The sequence below is a fragment of the Roseomonas sp. KE0001 genome, from assembly GCF_016107285.1.
Classification (GTDB): domain Bacteria; phylum Pseudomonadota; class Alphaproteobacteria; order Acetobacterales; family Acetobacteraceae; genus Pseudoroseomonas.
The window spans coordinates 209,348-223,957 of record NZ_RCVQ01000004.1 but is presented as its reverse complement, the minus strand read 5'-3'; the positions used below and the strand labels follow the sequence as shown (position 1 = coordinate 223,957).

Annotated in this window: 11 protein-coding genes; 5 read left to right on the top strand and 6 right to left on the bottom strand. The window is 66.3% G+C overall.

Going from position 1 to position 14,610, the window contains the following annotated elements:
• Positions 1-88: 88 nt before the first annotated feature.
• Positions 89-553, top strand: coding sequence for a hypothetical protein (locus tag D9598_RS10340; RefSeq protein ID WP_198366397.1), 465 nt, complete (start codon positions 89-91; stop codon positions 551-553).
• A 20-nt stretch (positions 554-573) separates the two neighbouring features.
• On the opposite strand, the gene D9598_RS10335 is transcribed toward D9598_RS10340, so the two are convergent.
• Positions 574-2,199 (bottom strand): gamma-glutamyltransferase, encoded by a 1,626-nt coding sequence (locus D9598_RS10335; protein ID WP_198366396.1) that lies wholly within the window; start codon positions 2,197-2,199, stop codon positions 574-576.
• Between the two features lie 157 nt (positions 2,200-2,356).
• On the opposite strand from D9598_RS10335, the gene D9598_RS10330 reads away from it, so the two are divergent.
• Positions 2,357-4,519 (top strand): malate synthase G, encoded by a 2,163-nt coding sequence (locus D9598_RS10330; RefSeq protein ID WP_198366394.1) that lies wholly within the window; start codon positions 2,357-2,359, stop codon positions 4,517-4,519.
• A gap of 19 nt (positions 4,520-4,538) precedes the next feature.
• Here the strand turns inward: D9598_RS10330 and D9598_RS10325 are convergent, their stop codons facing one another.
• Positions 4,539-5,084 carry a GNAT family N-acetyltransferase gene (locus D9598_RS10325; protein WP_198366393.1) on the bottom strand — a complete coding sequence of 182 codons (546 nt, stop codon included), beginning with the start codon at positions 5,082-5,084 and terminating at the stop codon, positions 4,539-4,541.
• 249 nt (positions 5,085-5,333) lie between these two features.
• On the opposite strand from D9598_RS10325, the gene D9598_RS10320 reads away from it, so the two are divergent.
• Positions 5,334-6,038: an ATP12 family chaperone protein gene (locus D9598_RS10320; protein ID WP_198366392.1), complete on the top strand. Its 705-nt coding sequence runs from the start codon at positions 5,334-5,336 to the stop codon at positions 6,036-6,038.
• Between the two features lie 43 nt (positions 6,039-6,081).
• Positions 6,082-6,357, top strand: a complete 276-nt coding sequence (locus tag D9598_RS10315; RefSeq protein ID WP_198366391.1) for an acylphosphatase — start codon at positions 6,082-6,084, stop codon at positions 6,355-6,357.
• Between the two features lie 23 nt (positions 6,358-6,380).
• On the opposite strand, the gene D9598_RS10310 is transcribed toward D9598_RS10315, so the two are convergent.
• The gene (locus tag D9598_RS10310; RefSeq protein ID WP_198366390.1) at positions 6,381-7,079 is read right to left on the bottom strand and encodes an SHOCT domain-containing protein; all 699 of its coding nucleotides are present in this window, start codon (positions 7,077-7,079) and stop codon (positions 6,381-6,383) included.
• Positions 7,080-7,277: 198 nt separating this feature from the next.
• Between D9598_RS10310 and D9598_RS10305 the strand changes: the two genes are divergently transcribed.
• Positions 7,278-8,444 carry a multidrug effflux MFS transporter gene (locus D9598_RS10305; RefSeq protein ID WP_198366389.1) on the top strand — a complete coding sequence of 389 codons (1,167 nt, stop codon included), beginning with the start codon at positions 7,278-7,280 and terminating at the stop codon, positions 8,442-8,444.
• Between the two features lie 299 nt (positions 8,445-8,743).
• On the opposite strand, the gene D9598_RS10300 is transcribed toward D9598_RS10305, so the two are convergent.
• The 3 genes from D9598_RS10300 to D9598_RS10290 form a co-directional block, all read right to left on the bottom strand.
• Complete coding sequence (locus D9598_RS10300; protein ID WP_198366388.1) at positions 8,744-10,198, bottom strand: hypothetical protein; 1,455 nt, start codon at positions 10,196-10,198, stop codon at positions 8,744-8,746.
• Entirely contained in the window at positions 10,195-11,532 is a 1,338-nt protein-coding gene (locus D9598_RS10295) for a DUF4365 domain-containing protein (protein WP_198366387.1), read from the bottom strand. Before D9598_RS10295 ends, D9598_RS10300 begins: the two co-directional genes overlap by 4 nt.
• A gap of 120 nt (positions 11,533-11,652) precedes the next feature.
• Complete coding sequence (locus D9598_RS10290; RefSeq protein ID WP_198366386.1) at positions 11,653-14,601, bottom strand: DEAD/DEAH box helicase family protein; 2,949 nt, start codon at positions 14,599-14,601, stop codon at positions 11,653-11,655.
• Between the last annotated feature and the right edge of the window lie 9 nt (positions 14,602-14,610).

Genomic DNA, 14,610 nt, shown 5'->3' with positions numbered 1-14,610 from the left:
GCCGCGCGCTTTTTTCACGGCCCGCGCCGGGACCTGCTCTAGGATCGCGCCCGCGCGGCGGCCGGCGGGGCACGGAGGGGTGGTGCCGATGGATGACGATCCGCTGCGACTCTTCACCGAGGATGGGCTCACCGGCGGCCCGGTCTTCGGCCTGTTGCGCCAGGGCCGCTACCTGCGTTCCGACACGATGACCGCGCGGGAGATCGCCATCCTGCTCGGCGCCCGCGCCGGCCCCGCCGGCGGAGAGCCGCCGATCACCTATTGGGAGGCCGTGCAGCGGGAGTTCCGCGCCTTCCTCTGCGGCGGCGACGGCAGCTACGACGACCTGCGGCAGGCCCTGTTCTCGGCGCGGGGCGAGACCCAGGCGGCCCTGGTCAGCATCATCGCCGCCGCCATCGGCGCGCAGATCGGCGCAGCGGCCACCGTGGTGGCGCCGCTGGTCACGCTGCTGCTGCTGGTCGCGCTGCGCATTGGGCGGCAGGCCTTCTGCCGCCTGCGCACGGCGGACGCGGTCCGGCCCTTCGGGCGCGACCCGGAATCGGGCGCGCCTTAAGCCTCGGCCTACCCTGGGCCTCAGCGCGCCGCCACCGCCGCCGACCAGGGCGTCATGACATCGCTGATGCCGGTGAAACCCTCGCCATCCCGCGCGATCAGGTTGGGGCAGGCGAAGTTCACCGGCAGCACGGCGTGCTCGACCGCCAGCACCCCGCCATCCTCCTTCCCCTGGGCCTTCCCCTGGGCCTCCCCCTGGGCCTCCAGCGCCGCCAGCACCTCGGCGGGCAGGCGGCGGTCGGCGGTGATGCCGGAGGGGCCGGAGACGTCGATGCGCGGATGATGCGCGGCCGCCGCCGGGTCCATGCCGAAATCCAGGCTGAAGGCCAACATCTGATAGACCGCCGCCAGGATGCGCCGCCCGCCCGAGGCGCCGAGCGCCAGCACCGGCCCGCTGCCGTCCGAGACCGTCACCGGGCACATGTTGCAGAGCGGCCGCGCGCCGGGGCGGATGGCATTGGCCGAGCCCGGCTCCGGGTCGAACCACATCATGCCGTTGTTCATCAGCACGCCGCTGCCCGGCAGCACCACGCGGCTCCCCATGGAGGAGAGCAGCGTCGTGGTCATCGCGACCATGTTGCCCTCGGCATCGACCACCGTGAGATGCGTGGTGCAGGTCTCGGGGCTTTCCGGCGGGGTGGCGGCCGCGCCCAGCCCTTCCAGCCGCTCGGCATAGGCGGCCTGCATGGCGCGGGCGAGCGCGCTGAACCAGGCGGCGTCCGGCGCCGCGCCGGGGGTGAGGCGGCCCATCTCCCGCACCAGCCGGGCGAGGGTCGGCGCCGCGGTCAGCCCGCCGGCGCCCTGCAGGGTGAGGCCGTCCCGCCAGGGGATGTCGAGCGCCGGACGCACCACGGCGCGGCAGCCGGCGAGGTCGGCGGCCGAGAGGCGGCCCCCCAGGTCGCGCACATCGGCCAGGATCGAGGCGGCGATCTCGCCCTCATAGAAGTCGCGCCAGCCGGCGCCGGCCAGCCGCTCCAGCGTCTCCGGCAGGCGGCCGAGGCGGAAGAAGCCCGGCGCGCCCTGATAGGGGGCCACCGGCGGCAGCCCGTCCGGCAGGTAGATCCGCGCGCTCTCGGGGTAGAGCCGCAGCACCCGGGCCGAGTTCGCGATCTTCAGCGTGGTGTACCAGTCCTGCGGCAGGCCGCGGCGCGCCAGCGCGATGGCCGGGCCGAGCAGCTCGGCCAGCGGCATGCCGCTGCCGAAACGCTCCACCAGCGTCGCATAGCCCGCCACGGAGGAGGGGGTGACGAAGGAGAGCGGGCCATGGATGTTGCGGTCCCCCTCCACCTCCGGCCAGGCGAAGAGGTCCTGCTTCATCCGCCCGGTCAGCGGATAATCGGCCGGATCGGCGGCGGCGGGGGCGACGGGGCCGAAGTCGAGCAGCTCGGCGCGCGGCTGGCCGGCCCGGTGGACCAGGGCGAAGCCGATGCCGCCCAGGCCAGAGTTCCAGGGCTCCATGGCCGCCAGGGCGAAGGCCGTGGCGGCGGCGGCGTCGGCGGCGTTGCCGCCCGCCTCCAGCACGGCGACCCCGGCCTCGGCGGCGGCGCGGCTCTGGCTCGCGACCATGCCCCGCCGCCCGTGGGCGGCCGGCTTGGTCACCTGCCAGTGCTGGGTGGTGAAGGGCGGCAGGGCGGTGGAGACGGGCATGGCGGACGATCCTCCGGATTTGCGTCCCGCCCAGGCTCCGCCCGCCGCCGCGGCACCGCAAGCCCCCGCCGCCCACCCCTGCCGCTCGCCCCTATCCCACCAGCCGCGATGCGGGTTAACTGCGACCGAGACACCGAGCCAAGAAGGGAAGGATCGCATGGCGGAACAGGTTCGCATCGGCGCGCTGGCGGTGGATCCGGCGCTCAAGGCTTTCATCGAGACGGAGGCCCTGCCGGGCACCGGCGTGGCGCCGGAGGCCTTCTGGTCCGCCTATGACGCCATCCTGGCCGATCTCGCGCCGCGCAACGCCGAATTGCTGGCCGAGCGCGACCGGCTGCAATCGCAGATCGATGCCTGGTACAAGGCGAATCCGCGCCGCCCGGTCGATCTGGCGGCGCAGCGCGCCTTCCTGACCGAGATCGGCTATCTCCAGCCCGATCCCGGCCCGGTCAGCGTCGGCACCGCGAATGTCGATGACGAGATCGCGCGGATCGCCGGGCCGCAGCTCGTCGTGCCGGTGAACAATGCCCGCTACGCGCTGAATGCCGGCAATGCCCGCTGGGGCAGCCTCTATGACGCGCTCTACGGCACCGACGCCATCCCGCAGGAGGGGGCGCTGGCGGCCGGAAAGGGCTTCAACCGCGCGCGTGGCGAGAAGGTGATCGCCCGCGCCCGCGCCGTGCTCGATCAGGCGGCGCCGCTGCTCGGTGGCTCCTGGGCCGATGTCGCCGGCCTCTCGGTGGTGGGCGGCGTGCTGGTGGTCGGGCTGGCCGACGGCGGCGCCACGGCGCTGAAGGATGGCGATCGCTTCGCGGGCTATGCGGGCGAGGCCGCGGCGCCCTCCGCCATCCTGCTGCGCAACCACGGCCTCCATATCGAGGTGCGGATCGACAGGGCGCATCCGATCGGCCGGGACGACCCGGCCGGCATCTCCGACGTGGTGCTGGAATCCGCCGTCTCGACCATCATGGATTGCGAGGATTCCGTCGCCGCCGTCGATGCCGAGGACAAGATCCTCGTCTACCGCAACTGGCTCGGCCTGATGCGGGGCGATCTCGCCGCCAGCTTCGAGAAGGACGGCCGGACCCTCACCCGCCGCCTCAACCCCGACCGCGAGTACACCGCGCCGGACGGCCGCGGCCGGCTCACCCTGCATGGCCGCTCGATGATGCTGGTGCGCAATGTCGGCCACCACATGATGACCGACGTGGTGACGCGCGAGGGGAAGGAGACACCCGAGACCATCCTGGACGCGCTGGTCACCACCGCCATCGCGCTGCACGACCTCAAGGGCCGGCGGATGAACAGCCGCGCCGGCTCCATCTACATCGTCAAGCCGAAGATGCACGGGCCGAAGGAAGTGGCCTGGGCGAACGAGCTGTTCGGCCGGGTGGAGCAGGCGCTCGGCCTGCCCGCCAACACGATGAAGATGGGCATCATGGACGAGGAGCGGCGCACCACCGTCAACCTCAAGGCCTGCATCGCGGCGGCGAAGGACCGGGTCGCCTTCATCAACACCGGCTTCCTCGACCGCACCGGCGACGAGATCCACACCGCCATGGAGGCCGGCGCCGTGCTGCGCAAGGGCGACATGAAGGGCGCGGCCTGGATCAAGGCCTATGAGGACTGGAACGTCGATACCGGCCTGGCCTGCGGGCTGCGCGGGAAGTCGCAGATCGGCAAGGGCATGTGGGCGGCGCCGGACAAGATGGCCGACATGCTGGCGCAGAAGGGCGGCCATCCGAAGGCCGGCGCCAACACCGCCTGGGTGCCCTCCCCCACCGCCGCCACGCTGCACGCGCTGCACTACCACGAGACCGATGTCGCGGCGCGGCAGGAGGAGATCGCCCGCGGGGGCACGCGGGCGCGGCTCGATGACATCCTCACCATCCCGCTCTCCGACAGCAACTGGTCGCCGCAGGACGTGCAGGCCGAGCTCGACAACAACGCCCAGGGCATCCTCGGCTATGTCGTGCGCTGGATCGACCAGGGCGTCGGCTGCTCCAAGGTGCCGGACATCAACGATGTCGGACTGATGGAAGACCGCGCGACGCTGCGCATCTCCGCCCAGCACATCGCCAACTGGCTGCGCCACGGCGTGGTCAGCGAGGCCCAGGTGGAGGAGACGCTGCGCCGCATGGCCGGCGTCGTCGACCAGCAGAACGCCGGCGACCCCGCCTACCGCCCGATGGCGCCCGGCTATGACGGCCCGGCCTTCCAGGCGGCGCGCGACCTGGTCTTCCAGGGCCGGACGCAGCCGAACGGCTATACGGAGTTCATCCTCCACGCCCGCCGGCGCGAGGCCAAGGCGGCGGGCTGACGCCCCCGCGGCGGCCCGCTCAGTGCGGCGGGCCGTCGCTGATCAGCTTCACCATCAGCACCAGGTCGAGCCAGCGCCCGAACTTGCAGCCGACCTGGGGCATCAGCGCCGCCCGCTCGAAGCCCAGCGATTCGTGCATGGCGATGGAGCGGTGATTCTCGGCATCGACCGAGGCGACCATGGCGTGCTTGCGGCGCATCACCGCCTCGGCGATCAGCCGGCTGACCAGCAGCGGACCCAGCCCGCGCCCGCGGGCATCGGCCCGGATGTGCACGGAATGCTCCACCGTATGGCGGAAGCCCGGCCAGCTCGGGCGAAAGTCGGCGAAGCTGGCGAAGCCGAGAACCTCGTTCTCCTCCGCCCCCAGCGCGACCAGGACCGGATAGCCCATGGCGCGGCGCTGGGCGAACCATTGCTGCCGCTGCTCCAGGTTGTCGGGCTGTTCGGTATAGACCGCCGTGCTGGTGGCCACGATGTCGTTGAAGACCGTGATGATCCCGGGCAGGTGCGCCTCGGTGGCCGGCGCGATGACCGTGGCCGGAAAGCGGCTGAGGGTGCTGGGCATGCCCGGCTAGCGACAACAGGTTGGACAGGCGGGGCACGCGGCCTCCCGGGGTGAGGATGAGGGGGCCTTCGGCAGGGGCGTGTCCTGGCGCATCATCGATCCGCGGGTTGCAGCGGGCGGAGTTTCGCACCCCAGGGTCGCGCGCGAAAGCGAATTGCAGAACCTGCACGATAATGCTTTCTGCCTGGGATCGTGGCCGCCGGCCCGCGGGGGCTTGGCGCGGCGGGCGCGCGACCCCATAAGCCGGCCATGAAGCGTTTCTGGGACAAGGCCGAGGCGATGCCGGCCGGGGCGGGCTTCGCGGTGCTGCTGGATGGGCGGCCGCTGCGATTGCCGGGCAGCGGCCCTCTGCATCTGCCCCGCCGCCGGCTGGCCAAGGCCGTGGCCGAGGAGTGGCAGCGGGCCGGCGGCGCCAGGGACGGCGAGATGAGCATGGAGGAGGTGCCGCTGACCCGCGTGGTGGCCACCGCCCTGGAGCGGATGGCCCCCGACCCGGCCCCCAGCGCCGCCGCCCTGGCGCAGTACGGCATGAGCGACCTGCTCTGCTACCGTGCCGGGGAGCCGCGCCTGGCCGAGCGGCAGGCGCGGGACTGGCAGCCGCTGCTCGACTGGGCGGCGCTGCAGCTTGATGCGCCCCTCGCCGTCACCACGGGGCTGATGCCCGTGGCGCAGCCGCCGGCCTCGCTCGCCGCGTTGCGCCGGCGCCTGGATGCCCTGCCGGTGCTGGAGCTCGCCGCGCTTGGCGTCGCCGTGCCGGCGCTCGGCAGCCTGGTGCTCGGCCTCGCCCTGGCGCAGGACCGCCTGGATGCCGCCGAGGCCTGCCGGCTCGCCTTCCTCGACGAGACCTTCCAGCAGGAGTTGTGGGGACAGGATGCCGAGGCCATGCTGCGGCAGGAGGGCGTCATCCGCGACGTCGGCCTGGCGGCGCGGCTGCTCCGGCTGGCCCGGGAGTGAGGCGCGGAGCGGGGATCGGCCCGGCGGGGCAACGGAGGCTGCCATGATCAGCAAGCGGGTGCGCATCCGCGGCCGGGTGCAGGGTGTCGGCTACCGCGACTGGATGATCGGCACCGCCAACCGGCTCGGCGTGCAGGGATGGGTCCGCAACCGTGCCGATGGCAGTGTCGAGGCGCTGGTGAGCGGTGAGGCGGCGGCGGTCAACGCCCTGCTGGCCGAATGCCGCGCCGGCCCCGCCCTGGCGCGGGTCGACTCCATCGCCGAGGATTTCGCCGAGCCACCAGAGGAGCCGGGCTTCCAGCGTCTGCCCGGCCTTTGACGCACCGCCTTTGACGCGCCGCCTCAGAGGCGGGCCAGCAGCTCCGCCTTCTTCGCGCTGAACTCGGCATCCGTCAGGATGCCCTGGAGATGCAGCGCCGCGAGTCTCTCGATCAGGACGGGGATGTCGCTGTCGCCGCCCCCGGCCTGCGGCCGCGGCGGCGGTTCCACGACCGGCAGGCTGTCCAGCGGCACCGGCCCGCCGGCGCCGGAGAGGCTGAGGGGCAGGCCGCCGCCGCCCTGCTGCTGCCCGAAGCCGCTGAGTTGCAGATCGCCGGTATCGTAGAGCGTGACCCGCCCCTCCCGCTCCACCGCAAGCCGGCGCTCGGCCGGGAAATGGGCATAGCGCATGCCGTCCTGCGCGCCCTGGGAGGAGGGCCGGCCCAGCGCCGCCGGCCACCAGGCCGCGCCCCCCCCGCCGGCCCGCTCAGCCTCGGTGAAGAGACCGCCCCGCGCCATCGTCTCCGACATCGTCTCCACCAGGGCGTCGCAAAGGGCCGCCACCCGCGCCTTGAGCCCGTTGTTGAACATGTCGCCGATCATCAGCATGCCACCGGCCGACCACTGCCCCATGCCACCGAGCTCAGGATGGCTGAACTGGGCCTGCCTGCCGCCGCCCCGGCGCAGCGCCCGCGCCAGCACGGCGACGGCCTCCGGGCTGAAGCCCTGCTGCCGCGCCAGCGCCGCCAGCCTCGCCTGGCCCTCCACCGTGAAATCCTGCATCCGAGATCCTCCCGCCGCGGCCCCATGGCCGGCCCTCACGCCGCAGATGGGAGCGGCCCGCCGGCCGGACAACGGCTGGCCCGCCGCCGGCGGGGATGGCACAATGCCGCATGGCACGGCCCCGGCCTGGCCGCCCTGAGCCCTCCCGCCCCGATACCGGCCGCCCCTTCCCCACCGCCCGGCCCGCCTGGATCTGACATGCCCGTCTGGCTACCCCTGCTGCTCGGCTTCCTGACCGCCATCGGTCCCCTCTCGACCGACATGTACCTGCCGGCCTTCCCGGCCATCGAAACCGGCTTCGGCGTGCCGCACGGCTCCGCCGAGCTGACCCTCGCCACCTGGTTCCTCGGCCTGGCGGTGGGGCAGCTCGTGCAGGGCACGCTGGCCGACCGGCTGGGGCGCCGCCGGCCGCTGATCCTGGGCCTGGCCGTCTTCATCGCCGGCTCCGTCGGCTGCGCCCTGGCGACCGACATCGCCTCGCTCGCCGCCTTCCGCTGCCTCGCCGCCTTCGGCGGTTCCGCCAGCATGGTGCTGCCGCGCGCCGTGGTGCGCGACATGGCGGACGGGCACGAGGCGGCGCGGCTGATGTCGCGGCTGATGCTGGTGATGGGCGCGGCGCCGATCCTGGCGCCCGGCCTCGGCGGGCTTCTGCTCGGCCTCGGCGGGTGGCGGCCGATCTTCTGGTTCAGCGCCGCCTACGGGCTGATCTCGATGCTGCTGGTCTGGCGCCTGCTGCCGGAAACGCTGGCGGCGGAGCGCCGGCTGCGCCTCGGCCCGGGGGCGCAGCTGCTGCGCTACGTCCAGATCCTGCGCGAACCGGGCTTCCGCGCGCATGTCGCGCTGGGCTGCGCCGCCATGTTCCTGATGTTCACCTATGTCGGCGGATCGCCCGCGGTCTTCGTCGGCCTGTTCCGGATGGAGCCCACCAGCTTCGGCCTGCTCTTCGGCCTCAACGCCTCGGCCTTCATCCTGGCCTCGCAGTTCAACCCGGCCCTGCTGCTCCGCCTCGGGCCGGGGCGGCTCGTGCGCTGGGCCAGCTGGGCCATCCTCGCCGCCATGCTCGCCCTCGCCGCCATCGCCATGGCCGGCCCGACCCATCCGCTGCAGGTGCTGGCGCCGATCACCGTCGCGATGGCCTGCAGCGCCCTGGTCATGCCGAACGCCGCCGTCGGCGCGCTCAGCCGCCACGCCAGCCAGGCCGGCTCGGCCTCGGCGCTGATGGGCACGCTGCAGTTCACGGTGGCGGGCAGCAGCGGCCTGCTGCTCGGCTGGCTGGCCGATGGCTCGGCGCGGCCGATGGCGCTGCTGATGCTAGCGGGCGCCGCGGCGATGGTGGTGGCGGAACGGCTCCGGCCTCAGCGCTGAGGCCGCGCTCCCGTCACTCCCACTCGATGGTCAATAGGCTTGGCTTCGCATTGTAGTTGTTGGGCTTTCCGCTCATGCTCCAAACTCATACCAACTGCGATACCACCAAGCCAAGGGGCGAGATTCGCGGATTCTATATGACGGTCCTCCCCGCAATATACGGCGCGCATCATAAACGAGGTCCGCGAGAATGCAGATCAAAAGAGCCTGAGTTTCGGAGGATGACGCCTCCCTTCGCCTTCTCGCTGAACCAGGCCCGTTAGGGGTGGCCAAATACGAACAGCGTGAGACGAGCTTCCTTAAATATACCTAGCGTAATCCGAGCTTACTTTCTCATCGCTGACATATTTCAAGACTTCACCCACCGCGCGCGCTGCCCTGATGGGGATGGGAAGTTTCTGGTTCATTTGCGTCGAATTCCAGTTGATTTTGGTGAGAGCCAAAACCTCACTAGCGATCTGAGCGATCGTGCTGTCACTGCCTTTGTACGGGCAAAGCAGCAGCGGCCTCGGATCGTACATTCCGGGGTAAGTGCCGTAATAGGGTATGCTTCCATTCGTGTAGAGCAGTCCCTTTCCGTCAAGCTCAACGAATGTCCCCCTCATTACGGGATAATTGCCATCCCGAAGAACCTTCACGGCGTACGACTCCTGAACCCAAACGAGGTCGCGAAGCTCGGTTCCGGCCTCTTCCAGAGCCTCAAGAATGCCAGCCGCTTCTTCTTCCCGGAATTGCGATGTCTTAAGGACAATGACACGCGCCGGGTAATTCTTGTGATGGTTCTTATACGCAGTGAGCGCATCCGATATGAGCTGGCGCGCATCAGCCTGCGTCATGTAGGGATGGCGGCCACGGCTTTCCGTATGGGCGCGCTTGCCTTTGAGAATAAACCCGCGCCCTCGTTCGTCAAACATCTGAGCGGCGCTGGTGAAGAGCTGCTGCCCGCCGACCTCACGATAGAAGCTGACACCGATATAGCAGGCGGTAAACTCGCCGTCGTGAGGCATCTTGCGCCAAGGAATACGCCCGGTTCCCTTGTAATAGAGAGTTGTCAGGAGATTCCATGTCCGCCCTGCCTGATCCTGAATTTTTCGGACGCGGCTCTCTTTCACCTTGCGCGGGATGCTCGCCGACTCGTCAAAGACATCCTCCCAAACGATCTGGATCGGGAAGCTCAGGCCCATTGCTTTTGCCTTAAGCATCCCGCGGAAGTCAGGAGCGTCCGATCCGCCACTGTCATCCTTTTCGGTCGTCGCCTTGGAATCGACCTTCGCGTTCCAGACCCTCTCGATCAGGCTCACGGGCAAGGCCACAATTGCGACATCCGGGCGGTGACTGCCTTCATCGAGCATCTGGAGCTGCTGCACGATTTCATCGACCGCCATTTCCACGGCCTTGCCGTGATGCGGCTCTTTGCGAATCTTGTCGATTTTCGATTGTGCGATGGCCGCCGTCGCTCCATCCGATATCTCGAACTTGCACCGGAATGGGTTCTGGTTGCCCAGTCCCGGAAAATCCGGATGAAGATTGGGGTGCTTCTCGCTCTTTCCTGAGAAACCGCTGGCAGCTTCGGCGAAAAATTCCTTCGCATCCTCAATGGTCTTGGAATCGCCGACGACAGCGATTTTGACGACATCGCCTAACGGGGTCTGGAGCGGGCCGGCCTCGAAGAGGCCCAGCCGCGGATCGGGATGGTGATGCTTGTCACCGAATTCCAGATGCGGCTCGTCGAATATTTTCGTTGCGAATTTCATCCGAACAGCCGCTCCTGTATCTCCTCTGTTTCCGCTGGCTTCTTCTGGGAACCCCAGACATCCTCCGGGACGCGGGTGGCCAGCTCTACCGTAGGCGGCTCGCCAAACTTCAAGCGCGGCACGGACGAGGCTTCACTGAACAGGCCCCCTTCCTCTCGATCGGACCGGCTCAGAAAGCGATGCCACATGACAACCTGTCCCCGGAGGGATGCACTGTTGTCGAGGCGCTTTTTTCCGGCGAGCAGCGCGGCCGGATAAGAGTGCGGGATGAACCCGTTCGTCGTGAAAAAGTAAGTCGGGTTGATGACCAGATACCATTGGTCGTAAAGACGCTCGAACCGCGGAACGAAAGCGTGATGGCGAACGAACTCGATGCGCGTCTTGTCGGCCTTGTTTACGGCGACATTGACGACCTCGGTAGACGCCTTTTTCTTGGACGCTTCGTAGGTGAATGAACGCGGCGTATTCACGGCTGCCGCTCTGAAATAATACAGCTTGCGCTCTTTGCTCCACGCGAGGTCTGCACGCACCTGATGGTCGAGCGCCTTGCGCAAGAGAAAGGCAAAATTGTTCAACTCGTCCCGATCCTCATGAAAGGCGATCTCTGACGTGTCGATCGCTTCGACCTGATCGAGGTCAACGATATGCTCGCATACCGTCGCGCTCGGATCGCTGAACGACCAGAAGGTGCCTCCCTTGATCGTCCAATCGAAACGGGCAGGCTCGTCGCCATCGAGCAGAATGGAAACCGCCTTCTTTGCGGTGTGGGACGTTGAAGCGACGAATATTTCTGCGGGCAGCGTTACGGGCAGAATATTAACCAACGCTTCTTCGCCGCCGCCCAGCGGGGGGACATAATAACCGAATCCGGCCTTGGGAACTGTCAGGGCCGCAAGGCGATCAACAGCGTTCTGTTCGAGAACATCACGGCTCTTGTCGAACTGGAGCTTGCGGCCCTCCCGTTCGATGTCTGTGCCAATCTCTTTCCAGAAGTATGATTCATCAGACTTGCGGTACAGAACAAGGATGACAGGAAGGTTCGACCCGCGCCAATAGGTCAGGTCGTCCGGGCGCAGGAGATAGCTGAATCCGTTGTCGTCTTCGGATGTGTAACGGGAGGATTCCCTTGCCTTGACCTGTACCGCGATCATGCGGGCAAGAGGCTTCCCGTTGTCCATTACTTCCGCGATGCCATCGACGCCCGCCTCGAGCCGGGAGCGGCCATCGAACTGGAACCCCATGTTGAGAAAGCGAAGGCGTACCGCCGCCTCGCCTATCTCACCCAATAGTTGGTTGCTCGTGATAGTTTTGGACATTCGGCCATAATAGAACAAGACAGGAACGTCCGTAAGAGTTTTTCTACGGAAATCCGCAGGATTCTCACGAAGGATGCCGGGGCGCCGCGAATAAGGCCGCCCAAAGGCGTGGCCGAACGTCCCGACAAGCCCTGCGGCTCATATCGCCACCTCTGTTAGCGAGGTGACGACATCGAAATTCACGCCGATGGTTTCAAAGTGTCTGCGGCCGCAGGCGATCTTCTGATTCTCCTTGGTGCGGCGCTCTTCAGAATCCAACGTACTCTTGGTTTCACGCACGAAATAGAGCTTTTCCTCGCGCTCGGTCACGAAAGCCCAGTCGGGGTTGTAGGAACCGATGGGGGTATCGATCTTGAACCATGAGGGCAGTTTGACGAAGAGCTTGACGGCTTCATTGTGGTCCAGATCGCGGGCGAACTGCTTCTCGACTTCGGATTCGTATTCAATGGCGTCGAACAGTGATTTCTCACGGTTCTGAACCTCGTACAGATTGCTCAAATACCGGACGATGCCCTCCTCGGCGTCCTGTTCGATACGACTTTGCTCCCAATAGGCCCCGGCCACCTTCTCGTACTTGATGCCTTCCAGCATGAGGTCGTGCAGAGCGCGGGAGATTTCCTTGGCGATCGCCGCCATGAACGCCTGCGGGTTGATCTTGAACTCAGCAAGGCGGCCGGAGCGTTTCAATATCTCGGCGAGCGTATGCCGGGTCAACTCGGTTTCTTTTTGCAAGAAGGCGAGAATGTCGGGCAATACCTTGATCGGCTGCGCGTCGCGCACACGCGTTGCGATCTGCTTATCCGCCGATACGCCCGCGTCGGTGATATCCACCTCCACCACGGTCGTAGCGACGCGCGGCGCATTGATCGGCTCGATCTGCTTTATGCGGGCAAGGGCGCGGTCGATTAGGTCCGCTGTTTTGAAGGTCACGCGATATCGCGTGCGATGCTTGATCTTCGCCCACAACGCTTGGAAGTCCGTGCCCAGATGGACTTCCTTGCGGAATTTCAACTCGCGCCGATCGCGGGCATTGACGATGCGGTTCTTGAAGATCTTGCTGTTGATCTCATCGGTGATCGCGGCGCGCAGGTCCTCATAGCCTTCCGGCACCTTCAACTCGAAGTGCGGGTTCTTCGGATCGAATTTGGCGAGAATGTCACCGGCGGCGCTGATGTAGCCGCCCTCGACGAGGCTCGCCCATATTTTCGCCGACTCGTCCTGCCCGATCTCAACTTCGGTTCCATCCTTGGCACGGCGCACAAGCTTGGCGAAGGCAATCTTCTCGATCTTGCCAAACCGGATACCGAAATCTTCCTCGAATTCGGTCTGTAGGGTGCGGGCGAAATCCTCATAGGACTCGTTGGCGATGACAGTCAGGCGGTTGACAGTTTCATCATGCACGCGTTCGCCCGCCGCATTGACGGGCAGACGCAGACCGCGCCCGATCTCCTGCCGCTTTTTGTCGGCGGATTGCGTTTCATTGAGGGTGCAAATCTGGAAGACGTTGGGATTGTCCCATCCCTCCCGCAACGCGGAATGGGAGAAGATAAAGCGCAGCGGCACAGCGGGGTCCAAGAGCCGTTCCTTGTCCCGCATGATGAGGTTGTAGGTATCTTCGTCGTCGGCGGTGTTGCCGCGCGTGTCCTTGGCGTGCCCCTGTTTGTCTTGCGAGAAATAGCCGTTGTGTACTTCAGCAACGTCGAAGGGGATCAGGCCTTTGTAAATCGGCTTGGCGGTCAGTTCACGATAGGCTTCCTCGAACCATTGGCCGATCTTGCCGAGGCCCGTCGTACCGTCTTCATTGTAGATGCGGTAGTTGGCAACGCGGTCGATAAAGAAGAGCGAGAGAACCTTGATGCCCTTACCTTTGAGCGCACGCTCCTTCTTGAGGTGCTGCTCGACGGTTTCATAGACCTGCGCCTTCATGATGTCGTCGGCTTGGCCCCCGGCTTCCTGCCCCAGCTCAAGGAACCGCCCCTGATTGAACTCGACATATTCCGAGCTGGGCGTGCAGTCGATGTTCTGCACGATATAGCCATTGCGGTACGCCTCGCGCTCGTCGGACTTCACGAACAGATCGTCGCCCTGCTTGACCCATATCTTCGTCGGCTTCGGCCCAGCCTTGCCCTCTTTGTGAATCTCAACGCGGGCGCGGATGCCGTTTGTGTTGTCCGTGGCGATCAACTTGACATAGGCGTCGTTGAAATTCTCATCCGAGCGGACGGATGCGACCTCGATACGTTTCACAAGGCGCAGGTCGTAAGCCTTGATGGGGTCGAGCTTGTAAACGAGATTGTACGGATTCTTGTGCGTGGCGCTGTAGCGCAACGTCACCATCGGATTGAGATTGCCGATGGCCCTGCGGGATTTCTCGGTCGTATCGACGCTCTGCGGCTCATCGACGATGACTATGGGGTTGGCGGCCTGAATGAATTCGATGGGCCGCCGGCCCGACATGCGGTCATTCTCGCGGTTGATGACGTTGAGCTTCTTCAGCTCGTCCTCGGTCATCTCCGCCAAATCCTTGTCGGCAACATCCTTCTGAAAGGACTGGATGTTGATGACCATGATCTGAATCTGGTTGCTGGCGGCGAACTGCCGAACCTTGCCAAGGCGCTTGCTGTCATAGACGAAGTGATCGAACGGCGCCTTGTCGTAGAGCGTTTGGAAATGCTCCTTCATTATGTCGATGCTTTTGAGGACGCCCTCACGGATAGCAACGCTCGGCACCACGATAATGAATTTCTTGAAGCCGTAGGTTTTGTTCAGCTCGAAAATGGTCCGTAGGTACACATAGGTCTTGCCGGTGCCGGTTTCCATTTCGACGGAAAACTCGCGGCCCGCAAGCTCCGCGATCTTCTCGATCCCGTTCGCTTCCTGAATCCGGTGGACGTTCTTCAGCAATTCGTCATCCGGCAGGCTGAGTTGGTTGCCCATGCCAAGCTCTGTCTGGAACAGCCCGCCGATCTGGATCGACTGGAACCCCATTGCCCCATTCTGTACGAAAGGCTGGCCGTCGAACACACCGACGACGGCGTTGATCGCGTCGTGCTGGTACTGAAGCGAGGGGTCAAATTTGAGCTTCACGCCGCGCCT

What these genes read in the sequence shown, in the direction of transcription:
- D9598_RS10335 (WP_198366396.1), bottom strand. Translation starts at nt 2,199, where the DNA reads ATGCCCGTCTCCACCGCCCTGCCGCCCTTCACCACCCAGCACTGGCAG.
- D9598_RS10315 (WP_198366391.1), top strand. Translation starts at nt 6,082, where the DNA reads ATGATCAGCAAGCGGGTGCGCATCCGCGGCCGGGTGCAGGGTGTCGGC.
- D9598_RS10300 (WP_198366388.1), bottom strand. Translation starts at nt 10,198, where the DNA reads ATGAAATTCGCAACGAAAATATTCGACGAGCCGCATCTGGAATTCGGT.
- D9598_RS10305 (WP_198366389.1), top strand. Translation starts at nt 7,278, where the DNA reads ATGCCCGTCTGGCTACCCCTGCTGCTCGGCTTCCTGACCGCCATCGGT.
- D9598_RS10310 (WP_198366390.1), bottom strand. Translation starts at nt 7,079, where the DNA reads ATGCAGGATTTCACGGTGGAGGGCCAGGCGAGGCTGGCGGCGCTGGCG.
- D9598_RS10340 (WP_198366397.1), top strand. Translation starts at nt 89, where the DNA reads ATGGATGACGATCCGCTGCGACTCTTCACCGAGGATGGGCTCACCGGC.
- D9598_RS10330 (WP_198366394.1), top strand. Translation starts at nt 2,357, where the DNA reads ATGGCGGAACAGGTTCGCATCGGCGCGCTGGCGGTGGATCCGGCGCTC.
- D9598_RS10325 (WP_198366393.1), bottom strand. Translation starts at nt 5,084, where the DNA reads ATGCCCAGCACCCTCAGCCGCTTTCCGGCCACGGTCATCGCGCCGGCC.
- D9598_RS10320 (WP_198366392.1), top strand. Translation starts at nt 5,334, where the DNA reads ATGAAGCGTTTCTGGGACAAGGCCGAGGCGATGCCGGCCGGGGCGGGC.